This is a genomic window from Aeromonas sp. FDAARGOS 1407, from assembly GCF_019048725.1.
GTDB lineage: Bacteria > Pseudomonadota > Gammaproteobacteria > Enterobacterales > Aeromonadaceae > Aeromonas > Aeromonas enteropelogenes.
Genome location: NZ_CP077399.1, coordinates 3,417,919 through 3,440,125 on the forward strand (window position 1 = coordinate 3,417,919; position 22,207 = coordinate 3,440,125).

16 protein-coding genes are annotated in these 22,207 nt (G+C 56.5%); 6 read left to right on the forward strand and 10 right to left on the reverse strand.

The annotated features are described in order from the left end of the window. The first annotated feature begins 107 nt into the window (after window positions 1–107). Window positions 108–1,094, forward strand: a complete 987-nt coding sequence (gene cra, locus I6L37_RS16160; RefSeq protein ID WP_042026136.1) for a catabolite repressor/activator — start codon at window positions 108–110, stop codon at window positions 1,092–1,094. 327 nt (window positions 1,095–1,421) lie between these two features. Further along, complete coding sequence (locus I6L37_RS16165) at window positions 1,422–2,615, forward strand: aromatic amino acid transport family protein (RefSeq protein ID WP_216992380.1); 1,194 nt, start codon at window positions 1,422–1,424, stop codon at window positions 2,613–2,615. 197 nt (window positions 2,616–2,812) lie between these two features. Here I6L37_RS16165 and I6L37_RS16170 read toward each other — a convergent pair whose 3' ends face one another. From I6L37_RS16170 to prmB, 3 genes are all read right to left on the reverse strand, one after another. Then, the gene (locus I6L37_RS16170; RefSeq protein WP_216992381.1) at window positions 2,813–4,219 is read right to left on the reverse strand and encodes a DEAD/DEAH box helicase; all 1,407 of its coding nucleotides are present in this window, start codon (window positions 4,217–4,219) and stop codon (window positions 2,813–2,815) included. A gap of 320 nt (window positions 4,220–4,539) precedes the next feature. Continuing rightward, window positions 4,540–5,628: a chorismate synthase gene (gene aroC, locus I6L37_RS16175; RefSeq protein WP_042026132.1), complete on the reverse strand. Its 1,089-nt coding sequence runs from the start codon at window positions 5,626–5,628 to the stop codon at window positions 4,540–4,542. Window positions 5,629–5,640: 12 nt separating this feature from the next. Continuing rightward, window positions 5,641–6,576 carry a 50S ribosomal protein L3 N(5)-glutamine methyltransferase gene (gene prmB, locus I6L37_RS16180; protein WP_026457121.1) on the reverse strand — a complete coding sequence of 312 codons (936 nt, stop codon included), beginning with the start codon at window positions 6,574–6,576 and terminating at the stop codon, window positions 5,641–5,643. A gap of 65 nt (window positions 6,577–6,641) precedes the next feature. Between prmB and smrB the strand changes: the two genes are divergently transcribed. Then, entirely contained in the window at window positions 6,642–7,166 is a 525-nt protein-coding gene (gene smrB / locus I6L37_RS16185) for an endonuclease SmrB (RefSeq protein WP_201939600.1), read from the forward strand. A gap of 111 nt (window positions 7,167–7,277) precedes the next feature. Here smrB and I6L37_RS16190 read toward each other — a convergent pair whose 3' ends face one another. Continuing rightward, entirely contained in the window at window positions 7,278–7,688 is a 411-nt protein-coding gene (locus tag I6L37_RS16190) for an SRPBCC domain-containing protein (protein ID WP_216992382.1), read from the reverse strand. A 281-nt stretch (window positions 7,689–7,969) separates the two neighbouring features. Here I6L37_RS16190 and I6L37_RS16195 point away from each other — a divergent pair, with 281 nt between their 5' ends. Continuing rightward, on the forward strand, window positions 7,970–9,259 hold the full coding sequence (locus I6L37_RS16195) for a sensor domain-containing diguanylate cyclase (RefSeq protein ID WP_026457123.1): 1,290 nt from the start codon (window positions 7,970–7,972) through the stop codon (window positions 9,257–9,259). A gap of 140 nt (window positions 9,260–9,399) precedes the next feature. On the opposite strand, the gene I6L37_RS16200 is transcribed toward I6L37_RS16195, so the two are convergent. From I6L37_RS16200 to I6L37_RS16220, 5 genes are all read right to left on the reverse strand, one after another. Beyond that, window positions 9,400–10,527, reverse strand: a complete 1,128-nt coding sequence (locus I6L37_RS16200) for a YbdK family carboxylate-amine ligase (RefSeq protein ID WP_216992383.1) — start codon at window positions 10,525–10,527, stop codon at window positions 9,400–9,402. A 1-nt stretch (window position 10,528) separates the two neighbouring features. Beyond that, window positions 10,529–11,716: a cation:proton antiporter gene (locus tag I6L37_RS16205; protein ID WP_042026127.1), complete on the reverse strand. Its 1,188-nt coding sequence runs from the start codon at window positions 11,714–11,716 to the stop codon at window positions 10,529–10,531. A 209-nt stretch (window positions 11,717–11,925) separates the two neighbouring features. Continuing rightward, on the reverse strand, window positions 11,926–13,635 hold the full coding sequence (locus I6L37_RS16210) for a beta-N-acetylhexosaminidase (protein ID WP_216992384.1): 1,710 nt from the start codon (window positions 13,633–13,635) through the stop codon (window positions 11,926–11,928). Window positions 13,636–14,360: 725 nt separating this feature from the next. Then, window positions 14,361–15,809 (reverse strand): chitinase, encoded by a 1,449-nt coding sequence (locus I6L37_RS16215; RefSeq protein WP_216992385.1) that lies wholly within the window; start codon window positions 15,807–15,809, stop codon window positions 14,361–14,363. Between the two features lie 325 nt (window positions 15,810–16,134). Then, on the reverse strand, window positions 16,135–17,319 hold the full coding sequence (locus tag I6L37_RS16220) for a methyltransferase (protein ID WP_216992386.1): 1,185 nt from the start codon (window positions 17,317–17,319) through the stop codon (window positions 16,135–16,137). A gap of 229 nt (window positions 17,320–17,548) precedes the next feature. Here I6L37_RS16220 and I6L37_RS16225 point away from each other — a divergent pair, with 229 nt between their 5' ends. Both I6L37_RS16225 and I6L37_RS16230 read left to right on the forward strand, forming a co-directional pair. Continuing rightward, the gene (locus I6L37_RS16225; RefSeq protein WP_042069286.1) at window positions 17,549–18,127 is read left to right on the forward strand and encodes an alkylphosphonate utilization protein; all 579 of its coding nucleotides are present in this window, start codon (window positions 17,549–17,551) and stop codon (window positions 18,125–18,127) included. Between the two features lie 489 nt (window positions 18,128–18,616). Beyond that, complete coding sequence (locus tag I6L37_RS16230) at window positions 18,617–19,900, forward strand: diguanylate cyclase (RefSeq protein WP_216992387.1); 1,284 nt, start codon at window positions 18,617–18,619, stop codon at window positions 19,898–19,900. Window positions 19,901–19,945: 45 nt separating this feature from the next. On the opposite strand, the gene I6L37_RS16235 is transcribed toward I6L37_RS16230, so the two are convergent. After that, window positions 19,946–21,565, reverse strand: coding sequence for an acyl-CoA synthetase (locus I6L37_RS16235; RefSeq protein ID WP_201939624.1), 1,620 nt, complete (start codon window positions 21,563–21,565; stop codon window positions 19,946–19,948). Window positions 21,566–22,207: the final 642 nt, after the last annotated feature.

Here is a 22,207-nt window from a genome sequence, read left to right on the forward strand (position 1 = left end):
TCAAGTACCCACAAAGAGTGCTTTTCAATGATATGATCCCGCGCACACTTTTCGCCGCCCTCACCCGGCACAGTGCCCGTGGGCCTTGCAACTCGAACAGAGTCGATATGATGAAACTGGATGAAATCGCCGCCCTCGCCGGTGTCTCGCGCACCACGGCCAGCTATGTGATCAACGGCAAGGCTGATCAATACCGCATCAGCCAGGCGACCCGTGACAAGGTGATGGCGGTGGTGACCGCCCACAACTACCAGCCGGACAGTCGCGCCGCCTCCCTGCGCGGTGGCCAGACCAAAACCTTCGGCTTCATCCTGCCCGACCTCGAGAACGCCAGTTACGCCAAGCTGGCCAAACGCCTCGAACAGGGCAGCCGACCCCATGGCTATCAGCTGCTCATCGTCTGCTCGGAAGATGATCCCGCCACCGAGAAGGAGCTGGCCCAGATGCTGGCCAGCCGCCACGTGGACGCTCTGCTGGTGGCCAGCTGCCTGCCGCCAGACGATCCCTTCTACCCGGGCCTGCAGGCACGCGGCATCCAGGTGCTGGCCATCGACCGGGCCATGACCGCCGACAAGTTCGTGACCGTCGCCAGCGAAAACGAAAAGGCGAGCTTTGATCTCACCGCCTCCCTGCTCACCCCGGCTATCCACCACATCGCCCTGATCACCGCCCTGCCACATCTCACGATCAGCCAAGAGCGCCGCGCCGGCTTCGAACAGGCCGTCGCCAGCCACAGCGCCGAGCGCCATCTGTGCGAGGGGGCCCACTTCTCCCGTACCGAGGGCTATCGACTGATCAAGACGTTGCACCAGCAACTTGGCCAGCTACCAGAGGCGCTGATCACCACCTCCTACATTCTGATGGAAGGGGTGCTCGACTACCTGATAGAGCAGGAGGCCGACATGAGCCGGCTCGCCATGGCCACCTTCGGCGACGATCGGCTGCTCGACTTCCTCCCCTTTGGCATCAACTCCCTGCCCCAGCAGCACGATGCCCTCGCCAACCAGGCGCTGGCGCTCGCCATCAAGGCGGTCAACGGTGACTATCAGTGCGGCCTGCACTATGTGAGCCGAACCCTCAAGCGCCGACGCTGACCCTCTCCTCGCCCCTTCAAGCTGGCACAATAAGTTGACGCGCTGATGGTAACGGCATTGCCATAGCGCGTTTTTTCACCGAACCAGCCTCCTTGTCATCATTTATTTCCACCTATCTCAGGACTACAGTACAAAATCTGCCTTGAAGGGGTTGTTTCCGATATTTTGATCCGTTAACTTGGCAACCATCTTTTACAGCCAATGGATTTTTCGTAACGATGGGTTCACTCCGATATTGCTAGCCTCCGGTCTCACTCCCGGAGGCGCCCCGACACCGTCAATGGCACGTATTGTTTACACTTTCACGCTCGATTTCGGATGGATTCCATGAATACCAAGACTCTGGGTTGTACCCTGTTGATCGCCGGCACCACTATAGGCGCCGGCATGCTGGCCCTGCCGCTGGCCTCCTCTTCCCTCGGCGGCCCCGCGACACTGGTGCTGATGATCGGCCTGTGGGCCCTGATGGCCTTCACCGCCATGCTGCAGGTGGAAGCGAGCCTCACCACCGGCAAGTGGTACCTGCACCAGCTGGCGGATCACCTACTCGGTCCCTGGGGCAAGCGCATCGCCTCCTTCTGCATCCTGATGCTGTTCTATTCGCTCGCCTCCGCCTACATCAGCGGCGGCAGCAGCCTGCTGGCCCAGGCACTGGCAGACGCCGGGATCCCCCTGAGCCAAGAACAGGCAGCCTGGGCCTTCACCCTGCTGTTTGGCGGCATGGTCTGTGTCGGTACCCGCTCGGTGGATTACCTCAATCGCCTGATGTTCACCGTAAAGCTGGTGATCATGGTGGCGGTGCTGGCGTTGCTGCTGCCGCGCACCGAGGGGCAGCATCTGCTCTCCATGCCGCTGGGCCAGGGGCTGCTGCTGGCGGGTCTGCCGGTCATCTTCACCTCGTTCGGCTTTCACGGCTCCATCCCGAGCGTGATGCTCTACCTGGGTGATTGCCCCAAGCAGCTGCGCCGGGTCTTTGTCTGGGGCTCCGCCCTGCCGCTCATCCTTTATGTGTTGTGGCAGGTGGCCATTCTGGGGCTGCTGGGACAAGAGGCCCTGCTCACCAACGGCGGCGCGCTCGATAGCCTGCTCGCCAGCGTCGGCAAGCTGGTCAGCTGGCCTGCGTTCAACCAGGCGATGCACCTCTTTGCGGATCTGGCGCTGGCTACCTCTTTCCTCGGCGTGACCCTGGGTCTGTTCGACTTCATGGCCAAGGTGACCCGTCGCAAGGACAACTGGCAGGGTCGCACCCAGACCGGCCTCATCACCTTCGTGCCGCCCCTGTTGTTTGCTCTCTACTTCCCGCAGGGCTTCATCATGGCGCTGGGCTACGCCGCCATTGCGCTCGCGGTGTTGGCGGTGCTGTTGCCGGTGGCCCTGGTATGGCAAAGCCGCAAACAGGCAGAGACTCACCACTACCGCGCCCCGGGCGGCGTGCTGGCCCTGGGACTTGCCGGCGCCATGGGTGTGCTGATCGTCGGTGTACAGGTGAGCGTCAGTATGGGTCTGCTACCGGCCCTGTAAACTCGCCTCCCGCGCGACAGAAGTTCAAAAGCCCCACCAATAAACTTGGCGGGGCTTTTTCTATCCCGTTTTGTATCCAGCAAATCAGATCCCCAAAACGGAGGGCGGAATCCGGATCGCGGGCACAAAAAAGCCCTGCCAGATTGGCAGGGCCTTTAGAGCAATATTACGAATAGGGAGCGTCGCTCCCGACCCGATTACTGGTTGTGGCTGGCGCGGCGCGGACGACGAGCCTGGGCCGGTTTGCCGGCACCATCGGCCGGACGCTGGCCACCCTGAGGCTTGGGCTTGCCGCCGTTGCCAGTGCGATTGCCACCACCGTTACCACCCGCGCCATTACTGGAGCGACCGGCGCCCTGACGCTGGCCTTGACCCTGCGGGCGCGGCGCACGGCGCTGCTCGCTCGGATCACGGGGCTCTTTGCGCAGCGGCGCACCGATGCCACGGGCGATATTGTCCAGCGTCTCGCGGGAAGCTTCGAAGCCCGCCACCTGCTCGCAGGGGATGCTCTGCTTGGTCAGACGCTCGATGGCCTTGATAAGCTTGCCCTCATCCGCCGCCACCAGGGAGATGGCGTGACCGGCAGCGCCAGCACGGCCGGTACGACCGATACGGTGCACGTAATCTTCCGCCACGTTCGGCAGCTCGAAGTTCACCACTTGTGGCAGCTTGTCGATATCGAGGCCACGGGCCGCGATGTCGGTCGCCACCATGACGCGCACGCTGCCATCCTTGAAGCCGGACAGGGCGCGGGTGCGGGCCCCCTGGCTCTTGTTGCCGTGGATGGCGGCGGCGCTGATGCCGTCTTTTTCAAGCTTCTCGGCAACCCGGTTGGCGATGTGCTTGGTGCGGGTAAACACCAAGACCTGCTGCCAGTTGTTGCTGGAAATAAGGTGACTCAGCAAGGCAATCTTGTTGGCTTTGTCGCACGGGTGCACCAGCTGCTCGATGCGCTCGGCGGTGCTGTTGCGCGGGGTCACTTCGATCACCGCCGGGTTGTCCAGCAAACCGGTGGCCAGCTCGCGGATCTCGTCGGCGAAAGTGGCGGAGAAGAGCAGGTTCTGGCGCTTTTTCGGCAACAGGGTCAGGATGCGGCGAATATCGCGGATAAATCCCATGTCGAGCATGCGATCCGCTTCGTCCAGCACCAGGATCTCCACCTCGTCAAACTTGACGGCATTCTGGTTGTAGAGATCGAGCAGACGGCCCGGGCAGGCCACCAGCACGTCCAGACCACGGCGAGTCGCCATCATCTGCGGGTTGATGCTCACGCCGCCAAAGACCACGTGGCTGCGAATGGGCAGATGCTTGCCATAGTTGCGCACGCTCTCGCCCACCTGGGCGGCCAGCTCGCGGGTCGGGGTCAGCACCAGGGCGCGAATGCGGTTCGGGGAGACCTTGCGCTTGCTCTCGGTCAGGCGCTGCAGCATTGGCAGGGTGAAGCCTGCGGTCTTGCCGGTCCCGGTCTGGGCCGCTGCCATCAGGTCGCGGCCGGCCAGGACGGCGGGGATCGCTTGTTGCTGGATGGGAGACGGGGTGTCGTAACCTTGTTCGGCAACGGCACGCAACAAGGGTTCGGCCAGACCGAGGGAAGTAAAGCTCATAGTTACCTGCTAGGGATAGGGGCGCCAGGGATCCGTGATGGGGCTCCTCTGCTGAGCCGATGCCATCTCGCAGGATCCGGGCCTTGAGAAAACAACGATTTCCCCGGGGAGCAGAGCAAAGGGGAAAGAATAGAGGCGCAGTCTAGCGGAGTTGCTTCGGATAGACGAGAAAAATGTGACATTCCTCCCAGCACGGAAGGAAAACCACTGGCTGATGCCAGCCTTGGGACTTTTCTGGCAAAAATGACGCGCGGCAATAAAAAGGCGACCCCGGGGTCGCCTTGTTGATCATGGCCTCGGCCACGAGCGCATAACCCCCTTTAGCGCAGCTGTGGGGTATGAGTCATCACGCCCTGATTCTGGGCGCGGTGGCGCAACAGGTGATCCATCAACACCAGGGCCAGCATGGCCTCGGCGATGGGCACGGCGCGGATGCCGACGCAAGGATCGTGGCGACCCTTGGTGATCATCTCGGTCGCCTCCCCCTCCGTGGTGATGGTCTTGCCCGGCACCGTGATGCTGGAAGTGGGCTTGAGCGCCATGCTCACCACGATATCCTGACCAGACGAAATGCCGCCCAGGATGCCGCCGGCATGATTGCTGGCAAAGCCGGTCGGGGTCATCTCGTCACGGTGCTCGGAGCCTTTTTGCTCCACTACCGCAAACCCGTCACCGATCTCCACCCCTTTCACCGCATTGATGCCCATCATGGCGTGGGCGATGTCGGCGTCGAGGCGGTCAAACACCGGCTCGCCCAGGCCCACCGGCACGTTGCGAGCCACTACCTGCACCTTGGCACCGATACTGTTGCCCTCTTTCTTCAGATCGCGCATGAATTGATCGAGCTCCTCCAGCTTGCCCGCATCGGGAAAGAAGAAGGGATTCTGCTCGATCTGCGCCCCATCGAATGCCTCGGCCTTGATGGGGCCGAGCTGGGAGAGAAAACCGATGATCTCGATGCCGTGCACCTGTTTCAGGTACTTCTTGGCGATAGCCCCCGCCGCCACCCGCATCGCGGTCTCGCGGGCAGAGGAGCGGCCACCGCCGCGATAATCACGCTGACCGTACTTCTGGTGATAGGTGTAATCGGCATGGCCAGGGCGGAACAAGTCCTTGATATCGGAGTAATCCTTGGAGCGCTGATCGGTGTTTTCGATAAGCAGCCCGATGGAAGTCCCGGTGGTCTTTCCTTCGAACACCCCGGAGAGGATCTTTACCTCGTCCGGCTCGCGGCGTTGGGTGGTATAGCGGGAGGTGCCTGGCTTGCGCCGGTCAAGATCCCCCTGCAGATCCGCTTCGCTTATCTCGAGCCCGGGCGGGCAGCCATCGACCACGGCGCCCAGCGCCAGGCCGTGGCTCTCACCAAAGGTGGTGACCCGAAAGAGTTGGCCAAAACTGTTCCCTGCCATGCTTGCTCCTGCTTAGTTCTTGTAGATAGCGAAATGATCCTGATACTGCACCAGCTCGTCACGGGTCATCACGAACACTCCGTGGCCGCCGTTCTCGAACTCCACCCAGGTAAAGGGGATCTCGGGGAACTGGGCCTCCAGGTGGATCATGCTGTTGCCCACCTCGACCACCAGCACGCCGTCCTCTTTGAGGAAATCAGCGGCATGGGCCAGCAGGCGCTTGGTGAGCTTGAGGCCATCGGAACCCGATGCCAGCGCCAGCTCGGGCTCGTGGCGAAACTCGTCCGGCAGATCCGACATGTCTTCGGAGTCCACGTAGGGCGGGTTGGAGACGATGAGATCGTACTTGTCGCCGGCCGGCAGATCGCGGAACAGATCGGAGCGGATCGGAATAACCTGCTGCTCGAGCCCGTGATCATTGATGTTGCGCTCGGCCACGTTAAGGGCATCGACGCTGATGTCGATGGCATCCACTTCGGCCTCGGGGAACTCGTGAGCCATGATGATGGCGATGCAGCCGGAGCCGGTGCAGAGATCCATGATCCGGGTCGGTTCATGTTTGAGGAAGGGCGCGAAGCGGTTGGCCACCATCTCGGCGATGGGAGAGCGCGGGATCAGCACCCGTTCGTCCACATAGAACTCCCAACCGGCATACCAGGCCTTGTTGGTGAGATAAGGTGCCGGCACCCGCTCCTGCACGCGGCGAATAATGAGTTCGGCGATACGGTGACGTTCGCTGCTGGTCAGGCGGGAGTGGCGCATGGCGGGATCAACGTCCGGCGGCAGATGCAACGCGGGCAGTACCAGTTGCACAGCCTCATCCCAGGCGTTGTCGGTCCCATGTCCGTAGAAGATACCGGCGTCGTTGAAACGACTCATGGCCCAGCGCAACATGTCCTGGATGGTGTGCATCTCGGCAACCACCTCATCGATAAATATCTTGTCCAAATCCACCTCCAAGTCGAGTAATATCCGGCCCGAGAATTTTACAAAGCGAGCAAGACGAGTACCTGATGAAAAAAACGCCCTCACCGACAGACGAGGAAACCCAGCTGTTCCGCGATGCGATAAAAGGTACCCGGAAAATCAAGCAAGATACCATAAGGGCCGAGTTGCGCCCGGTCAAGCAGAAACGCGAACAGCGTGAAAGCCGCGAAAAGCTTGGGGTTGACCACTATTTCAGCGATGAGTACCAGCCCCATCTGGAAGAGGATGGGCCGACCCGTTACGTGCGCGAAGACGTGTCAAAATTCGAGCTGAAAAAGCTCAAGCGCGGCAGCTACCCGCCGGAGATTTATCTGGACCTGCATGGCATGACCCAGCAACAGGCCAAGCAGGAGCTGGCCGCCCTGCTCACCCTCTGCCAAAAAGAGAACATTCACGTCGCCTCCGTGATGCACGGCATCGGCAAACACATCCTCAAGCAGCGCATCCCGAGCTGGCTGGCCCAGCACCCCAATGTGCGCGCCTTCCACCAGGCCCCCCGCGAATGGGGCGGCGACAGCGCCATCCTGGTACTGCTGGATATAGAAGAGTAACGCCCTCGCGGCGACCCACGGGCAGCGCCACACCAGCGCATCGCGCAATCAAGGCGCAATAAAAAAACCACCGGCGTCTTGCGGTGGTTTTTTATCGGCGCTGACGGGTCACTATCCGGCGGCCTCCACATAACGCTTGAAGTTATCCAGGATGCTCTGCCAACCGGCCTGCTGTACGGCCGCACTGTGCTCGGTCTCGGCATCGAAGATTTCATGAACGTGCGTCATGTCCGCCTCTTCGGTGAAACGAACCTCTACCTCTCGCCCGTCATCCATCACATAACAGAGCAGGTTGGGTGCCTCGATACGAGTGAAGGTGCCGGTAAAATCAAAACCGGCACTGCCATCCCTGGCCGCCATGTGATGACAAAAACGCCCCCCAACCACCAGATCGACCCGACAGCTGGTCGTGTGCCAGTCATCGCTGGCCGCATTCCATCTGGCCACACAATCCGGATCATTCCAGGCCCACCACACCGCTTCTATCTCTTGTTCGACACGCGTCTCGACGCTGATCTTCATCACCCTCTCCCGATTTGTACCAAGGTAAATTCCCGATCGAGCCGCTCCCTCACTGCTGCCATTCATACCTTGCGAAGATGCATGACGTCGATCCACGAGTCCACAGAGTAAAGCTCACCCCTTTATTCACCACCAGCCGCGAAGGAATAGTTGCCAAATCTGATGCAGGCAATACAGGATGAAACTGTTGGTACAAACGGCCCCGATGCCCGACACAAACATAACGCTCAATAAAGCAGCTCTATACTGATTATCAATGAGTTATTCGCAATGGAGGTTACATGTTTACACAGGGAACCCACGCCGATATCAAATCATCACTCAATGCCATCGGTGCCGCTGTGGCCATGTTTGAGCTTGATGAGGATGACCGCTTTATTTTGGTGTCGGCCAATGACACCTTTGCCCAGGCATTCGAGCTGGATGTCGTCGGCAGCATCGGCAAGCGGTTGGGCGAAATGTTCCCCCGTTACATCACTGGTTGCATAGAGCCGCCGATGAACGAGTGCGTCACCCAGCAGACGGGGCTGGAGAGCGAACTGCCCATCGACACCCTGTCACGCACCAGCTGGTGGCGTTTTGTGATCTCCCCCATCATGTCGGAGCACTCCCGCATCAGCCGGATCATGGTCACCGCCATCGACATCACCACCAAGAAACAGCTGGAAGAGGCGCTCAAGATGAGCCGCAAGCGCTTCGAGGCCGTGGTCAACTCCGCCTATGACGGCATCATCAGCGTCAACAGCGAGTCGCGCATCGAACTCATCAATACCGCCGCCTGCGAAATGTTCGGGATCGACGAGAGCTATATTGGCAAGCGCCTGGAAACCCTGTTGCCCCAACGCTTTCGCGCCCATCATGAGGGTTATTTCAAGTCTTTCAGCAACTCCCCCATCAACTCTCGCCCCATGCACGCCCGCTCTGCCGTGATGGGATTGCGGCGTGATGGCAGCGAATTTCCGCTGGAGGTGACCATTGCCAAGATCAATCTGGGGCAAACCACCGAGATGACCGCCATCTTGCGGGATATTTCGGAGCGGGCTCGTCTGGTGGAGGAGCTGAAGGTGGCCGCCACCACGGATCCCCTGACCGGGATCGCCAACCGCCGCCGCATCGACGAAATGCTGCATCTCGAGATGCAACGCAGCCAACGCTTCAGCCATACCATGAGTCTGCTGCTTATCGACATCGATCACTTCAAGCAGATCAATGACACCTATGGCCATCAGCAAGGGGATCGGGCCATCCTCAGCCTGGTCAAGCGCATCGCCAGACAGCTTCGAGAAGTGGACATGCTGGGACGCTGGGGGGGCGAGGAATTTGTCCTGCTACTGCCGGAAACCTCGCAGGAACAAGCCTGGGGCAGCGCGGAGCGGATCCGCTCGATCATCGAATCAGGGCTTCATGAGCTCAATAGCGGCATCGAAGTCCCACTCACCGTCAGCATTGGCATCAGCACCAGCCAGGGTGCCCAGGATACGGTCGAACAACTGGTGCACAGGGCCGATACCGCTCTCTACCTGGCCAAAAAGCAGGGGCGCAACTGCTGCCAGCAGGAGGTAATGAAGTAATCTGCCCCACTCACCCCTTGCATGAGACACAACGCATTGGCAAAGCCCGTGTCAGAGGCAGGCTCATTCAATATGACCGAAAAAGCCACTCTCCATTTTCATGCACTTGATCCGCGAGGCACCCGATCGTCTGCGGTTGACTAGTTCTGGACAGACGCGCGAAACCGCTGCAGGGCAAAATCGACCATGCCTTCGACGCTCCCGTTCAACTCATACTCTCGTCGCAAATAGTGTGCATCATTCCCTTCCCGAACGATCTGCAAGACATGTTCGAGGGCGGCTGAACAATGCAGGGCATCGGCATGGGGCTGAATGCGAGCAACGGTAGCCAAAATATCATCATGTAATGACATCTTTTCATGAGACTTGGGATGTACCAGTATCCCTTCCATGCCAAAACGACACGCCTGAAAGCGATTGTAGTTGTAGACCAGATAGTCATCCTCTACCGGATCGGGTTCACTGCGTTCCAACAGATATTTACAGAGTGTCTGTAAATATCCGGCTATTGCCGCAGCACGAGTTACCGATAATGGCGTATCACACACTCGCAATTCAATTGTGCCATATTCCGGCTTCGGCCTGATATCCCAATAAAAATCCTTCATGCTGGTGATAATGCCCGTATTTTCCATTTTCGAGAAAAACTTGTGAACAAATTCTTCCCAGCACAGATAAAATGGCGCCCGGCCACTCAGAGGAAATGCAAATACTGAATTAAGACGGGCAGAATTAAACCAGGTATCATATCCCTGCACAAAAGGTGACGAGGCTGACAACGCAATAAAATGGGGAACATAACGGCTCAAGGCATGTAAAAGGAAGAGTGCCTCATTGGCTTCAATACAACCAACATGAACATGTTGACCAAAGATAGTAAACTGTTTTGTCAAATATCCATATAACAGCGACACCTCCTTGAACCTTGTCTTGTTAAAAATACGACGCTCAGGCCACAGTTGAAAAGGATGGGTCCCTCCCCCACAGACGCCGATATTAAGGCGATCACCTGCCTGTACCAGAGCCGTGCTGATTTTTATCAATTGAGACAGTAGCGTGGTGTATTCACTGTGCACATCCGTCATGACTTCCAGCATGCTCTCGGTCACTTCTGGCACGACAAATCCCGGGAAAATATCACGCTCCAATAATTCGAGCATATCGGGGCTGGCTGCAGCCAGGTCAAAATCGCTAAAGCTGACCAGTTGCAACTCCAGTTCAACCCCCAGCGTCAGGGCCTGTGACGATTTGAATGGTTCAAGTGGCATATCAAACCTCCTTATGTGGCTCAGCCACTTCATGAGCCCAACGCAATGCCAGCTGGCTCAAGACAGGTCCCAATATCTCCAGCATCAGGGCTATCGCGATAAGTGGTGAAAGTTGATCGACTAGATCAACCCCACGGTAGCGGGCCTGTTCAAGCATCAAGATAATGGAGACCGACATGGGAGCCGTTGCCAGGCCGACAAGCCACCCCTTATGCCAGGAGATACCACTCAATTTTGCGAAAATGCTTATCACAACCGCTTTTACCAACTGTCGCACGACCAGAATAAAGAGACCAAGCCAGATACCGGCATATACCTGTCCCCATGCCAGCTTGGCCGCAATAAAGACAAATAAAAATATGGAGACAAGTTCACCCAATGAACCAAAACCACGTTGTGATGACGTCAACACGACCCGACGATGGCGCGCCACGATCCCAAATATCAGCACAGCAAAGATGGGAGAGAGCTTGAGGCTATGTGTCAATGCAACAAGCCCAATAACGGTGATCGTGAATGCCAGGGTATTATCATGGGTGGTTCGGTCTGTCGGCCTTAACAGGGTCGGAATCATCATTCCCATCACAGCGCCGACACCCGCAGAAGCGAACAACACCATCAGGCTGATATGTATCGCGTCCCATACATTGCCAGACGTATTGAACACAACCAGGCCAAGTATCATTTTGAACACCAACACGGCCAGCATTGAATTCAGCACCGAGAGATGCAACGCCCGTTCGGTCACCTGGCCGGAACTTCTTTGTTCCAGGATGACCCGTATGATCGTTGCCGGCGAGGATGCCGTTGATAACGCCGCCAGCAACAATGCAATCATTTGCGATTGCGCAAACCAGATCATCACGGCATACACAGTGATAAAAATGAACATGCTTTCCGTGACACTGGTTACCACAATCCAGGGATTAGTACGAAGCCAATGTAAATTAATCCGGTAACCACATTCGAACAGCAGCAACCCGAATGCAATATTTGCCAACAATGTGGTGCTCGAGTTTGTTGGCGGCAAAAAACCGCTTTGTGATGAAGCCAGAATGAAACCCACCACTGCATACACACTAATACGTGGCAATTTTGTCCAGCGCTGCGCCAACTCGCCCATATACCATGCTATAAAAATAGTTATCGGCCATGCCCCATCTTTTAATACTGCTATGAGTTCAGTCATGTCGTGTCTCTCTCAGTTGTGCCACATCGGTACATTGCAACAACAAAATGAGCACTGTTAGTTGTTATTTTAAATTCATCCGCAACAGCATTAAAAATGAAAGCTATGATGGCTTTGTGGTTTTTCAATGACTCTGTACCGAGAGAGTACAGAGTCATTGCACCACTTTTACAGCCCTTCCAATTTACCAAACAACAACCAACATATTGTTACTGTTTGAGGCCATCGTAAATCTCGCCATAGCGAATATTTTCACGTTCATAATAAGCCAGCATGCTGTTCAAGCGTCCTCTAAAGTCCTCATAGTTTTGCCTTTCTTTCGGTGTCCATAACATTTCGGATAGTGCTGCCATCCTTGGAAACGCTTGATACTCAACCTTGTCCCAACTATGCATATACTCAGACCAGAGCTGACCCTGTGCTCCAAGAATATTACCCCTGTACTCAATAGCCAATTTGGGAGGAATAGGATCATAGTTGTAGACATCCTGTAATGTTGTCAGGCAACAAATTGCCTCATATTCAACCCCCTTCGCCAACTCCTGCTTCTCTGGTGCTTGATAATGATCAAAATACAGCCCTGAAGCCATCACAACCGGGTTCCCTCTTTCTGCTGCCAGTCTGCCTTTATCTTTATCTCGCCAAGCCATCACAACCATATTCTTCGATATGTCATCCCCTTCCACTCCACGACCTTCCATAACCTCATCCCAACCAACAGCGGTGAATCTTTTGCTGTTGATAGTTTTTTCTACTTCCCGTACAAACCAACGCTGCAGACCATTCTCATCTGAGAGTTTTAGCTCTTTAATCCTGTCTTGTTCTGACTTGGATGTTTTCCATTGCTCTTTAGTCGCCTCATCCCCCCCCAAATGGACATAGCGAGAATTGGGAAACAGCTCGGCTATCTGGGTGAATATTTGGTCAATCCACCTAAATGTCGCCACATCTGTATTCAGCAAATAAGGGTGTACACCCCATGTTATTTTGACTTCTGGCTTAAAGGGTTCCGTGGTATCCGTCACGCCCAATTCAGGGTAGGCTGCCACGGCCGCCGCCATATGGCCTGGCATATCGATCTCGGGGATCACTTCCACATGCCGGCTCTTGGCGTACGCAACGACTTCTTTTATCTCTTCTTGTGTGTAATAGCCACAGGTTGGTTGGCCATCTGACCCTGTTCTGTCCCCATAAGGCGGTGTTGATGCACGGCACCCACCCACTTCCGTCAGTTTTGGCCAGTCACGGATCTCAATCCGCCACCCTTGATCATCCGTCAGGTGCCAATGAAATTTATTAAGTTTATGATATGACAGCTGGTCTATGAATTTCTTGATATTATCAACACTGAAGAAGTTTCGTGCCACATCAAGATGCATACCACGCCAGCTAAATTTTGGATAGTCGATGATGCTGACAATTGGCAACGTATTTTTTTCATATGGCAAGAGTTGCAATAATGTTTGAATGCCGTACAGCACACCCGCCTCTGTATTACCAACAATGTTTGCCTGCCCATCAACAATATTCAGCTTATATCCCTCTTCGGATACGGTGGCTGAGGCTTCGACAGAGAGAATGATAGATTTATCAGTCTTGGTTGAGTCATCAACCGGGGACTCCTTTACATTGAGGCTTAAATTATTATTCTGCTTAAGTTTATCAGCAAGATAAGTAGCCTCATCCTTTAACTTCGTATTTTGTTCATAGACGATATTCACAGTATTATCTACCGTCCAGCCACCTTCCGTTTGCTCAAGTTTTACCGGTGCTGGAATAACCGAGACAACTTGAACTTCTGGAGTAACAGGCTTGCTAGTATCAGATGAGTCATTATTGCATCCTGCAAGCACCAATAGAACAACAATCAGTGCTATTGAAACTGCCAACGAGTAATAAACTGTTCTAGTTTTAGCCATGATAACCGTCTAACCTCCCTGAAAGAATTGATATCTCTATGAGATTGAATCATTTATGAAATGTCTTACCATTCCACCCTCCGTCATTTTGTCACTCAACCATATACATCGTTTACACTCACTCGACGACAACTCGCATTGTCATCAATAACGAGAAGAAAATACTGCTATATCTGAACCATCATTGTCTTATCATCGCCCTCCAGCCATTTAATCTCATGAGGTTGGGTAACATTGTTCATCGTTCGCTATTCTTATTGTTAATATGATTAACTCGCTTGAACCCAAGGTATATTTGGTATGCATAACATGTTGTATCCGGATAATATGTGACACTAATCTCATCTCGCTGATGAGATTGAAGGTGCGTTTAAGATGTGTTGCGCGATTATCTGGTGGCAGACCGCCGATATAGCGCATTTACACCCCAGTGGTCAGTTACATGGGTGTTTATTGCGCATGCGACAGTTTTATACGCACCCTGCACAAACGATTTGATGATGATCACACCGGCTACAGCAGTCTCAACATGTTCAGAGTATTGAGGATAAAAGTACCGAAGATAAAGAACCTCCCACTATTCCACTACTCGTTATCTCTTATCTGGCAAACCGGCGGCATAAATAAGGAGGGAGGCACCAGGCCTCCCTCTTGACTTACAGCTGCTCAATTAATTTCATTTAGTCAGCACCAAACTGACGCTCACGAGTAATATTCATCGCTCATCACTGGCTGACTGGCGCCCAGGGGCCCCCCTTGACGGGATCGTCCCCTTGTGTCCACCACTTGGCCTGATAGACGACGCCTTTATGGCTCACCTTGTCACCCCCCTGGTAGACCTTGCCAGCATCCCAGGTCGGGATACCGTCTACAGGTGGCTCACCCGGATCAACTGGCGGTACAGGCAATGTCTCCACGATCCGAACCTTGGGCCAGCTGGCGTGGGAGCCATAGAGGTTGGTCACACACTTCTCGTAGTCTCCGGGCACCAGAGCCGAATAGGCAGTCTGGAAGCCCACCAGCTCGCACTCGAAGGAGTAACCCCCCGGGCGATCCGGGTAGTATTTCCAGTTGCCATCCCAGTTGGTGTAGAGCACGTCGGTGGCGCCATTGAGATTGAGGCTGCCATAGGGCGTCTGCTGCCAACAGGTGTTTTTCTCGTCACTCTTGAGGGGGATCTGGTAGTGAGCGGAGAGCCCTTCCCAGTAGCGGATCCGGTTAACCGGCTGGCCCTTGTCCTTGTTCTGTTCGCCACACTCGATGCCGCCGTTGATGACGTTGATGGTGGTGCCAAACCCATAACCAATCCCGGCATTGGTCTCTCGCGTCGAGGGCACCCAGGTACGATCGATCACGTGCAACATGGCCGGTTTGGGGGCCTGGGGGGTCAGGAAGAACCAGATTGCCGAGGCCAGGTTGAGCCAGGAGTCGGCAACCAGGCCCGGGTTGTTGAGCAATACGCTGGCATCGCCGTCAAACATGGCTTCCGAGAAGGCGCCATAGTTGAAATGATAGGAAAGTTGCTTCGCCCCGCGGCCAAAGTAGCCCTGTCCGGTGGCACAAGGCCACTTCTTGTTTTGCCAGTCGTTCTGGCCACACCCCGTGGTATAGCCGGTCTGCCCTTCCGACCATCCCATTTCCCGCACGTGTACCAATGCCTGCTGCCACTCTTCCAGTGCCAGCGGGTTATCGGAGATGTTGTCTTTGGCAATGTGGCCACCCGTCTCCTGGGCGAAGTGGGCGAAGGCGGTCACAATGGATTTTTTGCAGATCTCGTCGGCATTGCGACCGTCGCTGTAATCACCACAGAACGCCGGGAACTTGCCGATGGCCCGCAAGAAGCGGACATAGGTGTATTCAGGCGCAGCCATTTGGGTCAGAAAATCCCATTCTGCCTGTGGAAAGACCCGCTCTACCCGTTTGACGTTCTCCGGGTTGCTGGCAAGGCCCGGCTCGATGGCATCCACCACCGTATTGGGGCGAGTTGCCAGCGCCTTGGACCAGATGGCGTACATGGGATTGGCGGTCTTTTGTTGCGCTACCGCCTTCACGTCCGCCGCCGAGATAAGATAGCCCCCCGGATTTTGCGGATCGGGCTGGATATTCATGGCGGCATAACCGGGCGCGGCAAACATGGCTGCGACCAAGCAGGCGCAATATCTGCGTCTTAGCATCACTACACTCCTTTGTCCCTCAATGAATGGCCCCCCGAGCATAGGGACTCGGGCTACTAAATTCACGATGAAAATTAAGAATTAATCAGAAGTGTGAGCGGATTCACTTTGAGCCCATTTGCGTCAAAAGGATCGTCAGATGAGGTGCAGTTCCCTGAAAATGTGCAGCCAAGCAGCCAGAAGAGAGCACATCGCATGCTGAAAAAGAGGCGACACGCTGAGCCTGATGCCCCTGTCAGAGAAGATGTACGCCAGTGCCTATTTGTGTCTTCATAGAATTTATCCTCATAGAGCAGAGAGGCTTTAAGCCCCTCTCATCACCCCATCAGGAACGCCAGGCGCGGATCAGAATGTTGCGCGGGGTCATGGGCTTGGCACAAAACTCTCCCACCTCGACCCGATAGCCCTGCTCTTGCAAGAAGAGCGCCCGATCGAGGGCCAACCAGATCTCGAGGGGGCGGCGAAACAGGTGGCGTACCAACTCCATACGGGCCACATCGCCAAAACGGCGCTCCCCCTGCACCACAAAGGTGGGATAATCGAGGTCCTCAGGCAATACCATTCCCTTGCGTGCAGCTGCCCATTGGCAAAATGCCTCGAAAGAGCCGGCGAGCAGGCTTTTTTGCATATTGGGAACCGGCAGATATGCGTTTACCCCGCGCACCTGGCGCTGCAGGCAGTCGAACGCCAGTCGCCACACCACCTCCTGCTCACGCAGACGGGTGATGCGGGCGCCACCGGTCACCGTCTCCTGCAGCGGCAACTTGAGATCCGCTTTGCTAAGGCGCAGTGCACTTGCCCGGGCCAGCGCCGACAGCGGCCGATAGTCGACGCTGCGGATCAGGTGATAACAGCAAGGGGAGATGGTCACCCCGCGCGCCCTGCGCTCGGCAACCCGTTCCAGCAGATGGGTATGCAGCTCGCCGCAGGCATGCAGGGCCATGGCGTGGTGCTCCGGGGCCAGCAGCAGGGCGGAGCCCGGGGAAAAGGCATCGGCGCAGGTGAAGGTCATGGTCGCCCCGTCGCGCTCGGCCAGCTGACGCCCCTCTTCGCAAAGCTGTGGCTGCAGCTCCAGGCTCGACACCCGGGTCTTGCGATGGAGCGATACCAGCCGGCCAAGGTGCCCCTTGCCCGCACACCACTCCAGATAAGGCCCCTGATGGGGGGGCAGGCAGGCGGTGAAGGCCTCTATCTGGGCCTGCTTGCGCCCAGGCATGTGGCTCGCCATACCCTTGCTGCAAGTAATGGGCTCGGGCGTGAAGGGCTCAAGCCGACTGAGTTGTTGCAGTTCCGGCCCCTCCGCAATCCAGGGCGCGAGCAGGCGTGCCAGCGCATCCATGTCCCCATCGAGCGCCTCGAGTTCTTCGCAGGTCAGCTCATTGAGCTGAGCCACCAGCTCGGGGGCCTCCTCTGTAAAGGGCATCGTCAGGTGGTGGTAGGGTTGATATTGCCACCAGCGCCTGTGCCGGGTGAGCAGTCGATCCAGTTGTTGAAAACGTTGAGCCAGCACGGGAGCCTTTATCCAGCAGCAAAAAGGAGGCTCATTCTAGCGATCCCCTTTCAAAATGCACTCCCGCCACGGCGTCAATAGCGCTTTTTACAGACAAAAAATCATCACCCTCACCGCAACGTCCAGGCTCAACCTGACAAAGTACAGGGTTTTATGCTATATTCCGCCCCCTCTTTTACGCGGCAAGCCTGGTGCGGGCCGTTTTACCAATAGCAATGGGACCAAAAACATGACCATCAACGCCATTCTGCAGGCGCGCGCGGGCGCCAAGTGTGAACTGTGCAGCGCCGAGCAGGAGCTGACTGCCTTCGTGGTACCTCACTCCCCCGCCAGCGACGATGATCACAGCGTTGCCCTCTGTGACACCTGCCGTGGTCAGCTGGAACAACCGGACACTCTGGTGGTCAACCACTGGCGTTGCCTGGGTGACAGCATGTGGAGCCAGGTGCCGGCAGTACAGGTGATGGCATGGCGCCAGCTGAAGGCCCTGTCCGGTCAGGGTGAAGTGTGGGCCCAGGATCTGCTGGACATGATGTACATGGAAGACGAGACCAAGGCTTGGGCCGAAGCGGGTATGGCCGATGAGGATGACGACAGCGTACCGACCGTCGATTCCAACGGCGCCGTGCTGCAAGAGGGCGACTCCGTCACCCTGATCAAGGATCTGGACGTGAAAGGCGCCGGCTTCACCGCCAAGCGCGGCACCCTGGTCAAGGGCATCCGCCTGACCAACAACCCCCTGCACATCGAAGGCAAGGTCAATGGTGTGCAGATCGTGCTGGTTGCCGCCTACCTGAAAAAGGCCTGATCCGGCATACAGGATATCTCCCGGCAACCATGATGCCGGGCTGACACCACAGAAAGGGTGGTTGCTTCGGCGCCATCCTTTTTTATTGCCATGTTTGCCTTCCGTGATGCTGCTTGCATTAGGCATGAACATAAGCAGGATTCCGGTCCCCTCGGCTCACCGTCAAACCTCCTTTCCGTTCAGCCCGTTTTTCGCCCCTTAAGTGGCGATTTCACACCACAGACACCAATATCCATAACATGAGTGTGCCTACATGAATGGCGGCGGAAACGGACGCGCCGACAATCGTCTCTTTCGGTAGCACAAACAAAGACTCATATGATGTCTTTTTTGTTTCGACTACTGACAACATTGTGACATAGCTCATAAGGCGCGGAAAATTCACTATTTTTTCCGATAGTGGAGCTTAATTTAGCAGTATTGATGCGCGTTGGTGTGGGCGCCTTTGCCACCCATCCCATCGTGTCTTCCAAGGATGGCCATATACTCATGCAGGAACCTCCCGCTTCACTCATCCAGCTCCAGCAAGAGCTGCAGCAGCTCAAAGCCATCTTCAACGAGATTGGCGCCTACATCTTCACCAAGGATCTGGCCGGACGTTACACCTATGCCAACCAGGCGGTGCTGGATCTGTTTGGCTGTACCCTGGCCCAGTTGAAGGGGCAGGACGACAGCCGCTTTTTCAACCTGAATGACTCGGACGCCCTGCGGCGCAACGATCGCCAGGTGCTGGAGCAGCAGATCACCGTCGCCGACGAGGAGATCAACTACATCAAGGCGACCGGTGAGCCGCGCATTTATCTGAGCGTCAAGAAGCCGATGTACGACGAGGAGGCGCGCCTGATCGGCCTGTGCGGCATCGCCACCGATATCACGGAGCGCAAGGCCATCGAGGCCAAGCTGGCGGAGCAGCACCAACTGCTCGAGATCATCCTCGCCCACGTCGATGCCTACATCTACATGAAGGACACCCAGCATCGTTACCTCTACGTCAACCAGAAGACCTCTGAGCTGTTTGGCATGCCTCCCGAGCAGATGGTCAACATGCGCGACGATGATCTGTTGCCGGCGGAGATCGCCGCCCAGTTGCAGCAGATGGATGGGAAAGTGTTTGCGACCGGTGAAACCCAGGCCGGCGAGGAATGCCTGTTCGATGAGCAGGGCAAGATGCACTACTACTGGTCGGTGAAAGTGCCCTTTGTCCTGGCCAATGGCACCCCTACCCTGATCGGTTTTTCATCCGACATCACTGAGTTGCACCACCTCAAGGAGCAGTTGCATGCCCAGTCGGTACGCGACAGTCTCACCGAGCTCTACAACCGCCGTTTCTTCTTCGAGCTGTGCGACAAGCAGCTGAACTTCAATACCCGCCATCACAGTCACTCGGTGCTGATCCTGATGGACGTGGATCAGTTCAAGACCATCAATGATCGCTTCGGCCACCCTCTGGGGGACAGGGCTTTGATCCATCTGAGTCAGGTGATGCAACCCGTACTGCGCAGTGAAGATGTGCTGGCCCGGATCGGGGGGGACGAATTTGCCATCCTGTTGCCCGAGACCCACCTGACGGCCGCCGCCTCCCTGGCGGAGCGGTTACGGCATACTGTCATGAACAAACCGCTGACACTGCCCGATGGCAGCAGCCTCGTCATCACTATCAGCGCAGGTCTGGTACAAAACGAGCACGGGGAGCAGATGGAGAGCTTCTATGCCCGCGCCGATCAGATGCTCTATCGGGCCAAACAGATTGGCCGCAATTGCATCGCCTGCTGAGCAATAACCGGGGGTGAGGGGAAGCCCCCCACCCCGTCACTTTTCTTACAGCTGCTGGCGCAACATGAATTTTTGTACCTTGCCGGTGGAAGTCTTGGGCAGCGGAGTGAAGATGATCCGCTTGGGCGCCTTGAAGTGGGCCATCTGCTCGCGGCAGAAGGCGATAAGCTCGGCCTGGCTCGCCTCACGCCCCTCCTTGAGCTTGACGAAGGCGCAAGGCACCTCTCCCCACTTCTCGTCCGGCATGGCGATCACCGCCACCTCGTCCACATCGGGATGACGGTAGAGCACATCCTCCACCTCCAGACTGGAGATGTTCTCCCCGCCCGAGATGATGATGTCCTTGGATCTGTCCTTGATCTCCACGTAACCATCTGGGTGCCACACCGCCAGATCGCCGCTCCTGAACCACCCCTCCGCCATCGCCTCTGCGGTGGCCGCCGGGTTCTTGAGATAGCCTTTCATCACCACGTTGCCGCGCAGCACGATTTCCCCCATGGTCTTGCCATCTTTGGGGACCACCTCGCCACTGACCGGATTGATGACCCGCATCTCCCCTTGCAGCGGCGATGCCACCCCCTGGCGAGCCTTGAGGCGAGAGAGCGTGGTGGCATCCTGCCCTTGCCAGCTGCGCTGCGGTTCACACAGCACGCAGGGGCCATAGGTTTCGGTCAGGCCATAGACATGAGTCACGGCGATCCCCATCGCCTCCATGCCGGCGATCACGGTGGCGGGAGGTGCCGCCCCTGCTGTCATCACCTTGATGGGGTGATCCAGCCCCTGCTTGAGGGCCGGATCGGCATTGTTGAGCATGTTGAGCACGATGGGCGCCGCGCAGAAGTGACTCACCTTGTGTTCGTGCAGTGCCTCATAGATGGCCGCCGCCTGCACATGACGCAGACAGACACTCACCCCGGCGGTCGCGGCCAGCGTCCAGGGGAAACACCAGCCGTTGCAATGGAACATCGGCAGGGTCCAGAGGTAGACAGGATGCTTGGGCAGCTCCCAGGAGAGCACGTTGTTGACCGCATTGAGATGGGCGCCGCGATGGTGATAGACCACCCCCTTGGGATTGCCGGTGGTGCCCGAGGTGTAGTTCAGGGAAATCGCCTGCCACTCATCCTTTGGCAGCCAGCCGGGCGCTTCGCCATCCCCCATGGCGACAAAAGCTTCATAGGTGAGCTCGCTTATCATCTCCCCCTGTTGATAGAGGGGATCATCGATGGCGACCAGCAGCGGCTTGCTCTCGATAAGTGCCAGCGCCTTTTGCACCACGGCGCCAAACTCCCTGTCTACCAGCACCACCTTGCTCTGGGCATGCTGAAAGATGAACGCCATGGCGTCGGCATCGAGCCGGGTGTTGATGGTGTTGAGCACGGCACCACTCATGGGCACCCCGAAATGGGCTTCGAACATGGCCGGCGTATTGGGGGCCACGATGGATACCGTATCCCCCTCACCGATGCCGTGCAGGCCGAGGGCCGAGGCCAGCTGACGGCAGCGCCGTTCGGTCTGGGCCCAGGTTTGGCGCAAGGGACCGTGGATCACCGCCGGATAGTCGGGATAGACACGGGCCGCCCGCGCCAGAAAGCTGATGGGGGTCAGGGGATCGAAATTAGCGGATGTCTGCTCAAGGCCCATCTCATAGATGTTCTGCTTTGTCATCGGGTTCCTTCCTCACATATGGCACAAAGCGGGGACTCATCCGGTCTGGGTACGGACCGGGCACCACACCCGGGCATCATGCTTCGGGTGGGTCTCTTGCGAAAATGGCAGGGTATCAGGGAGGGGGAGCGGTAACCATTAGCAAAACGTCGTATTGGAATCCGTATGAGGCTTTAAAAGCGTGAGTGCGGCATCTTGAGCGGGGCTTTTTTCAAGCTCTCATTCGGGCAACCCCCAAGCCTTTTCCCTGTGCTGAATATTGATATAGCGCGAGCGGTTCGGAGCAAGCCAAATACGCACTCCAGATATATTTATTTTCATCCAGCCATCACCCGAAAATAAATTCAAAGGCGACATCAGGAATAATTATGAAATAAGTATTACGACGTACCAAATAACATGAAATTAACGTTTGTGAACGCCGGAAATATATTCTGTGAACCAGCCCATAAAGCCGAGTGAGTACCATGTTCATCCCCTTTCCAGCACGTTATGGTTACGTCCTGAAACAATCCACCGGATGTTCAATATCAGGCCAGATTTCTCGCCAACGAGTGCGCAGCTGGCAGTCAAACTGCGCACTTCTCTGTCATGACGAAGGAACCCTATCGACCCGATATTCCGCCGAACCTTAACCTGCTT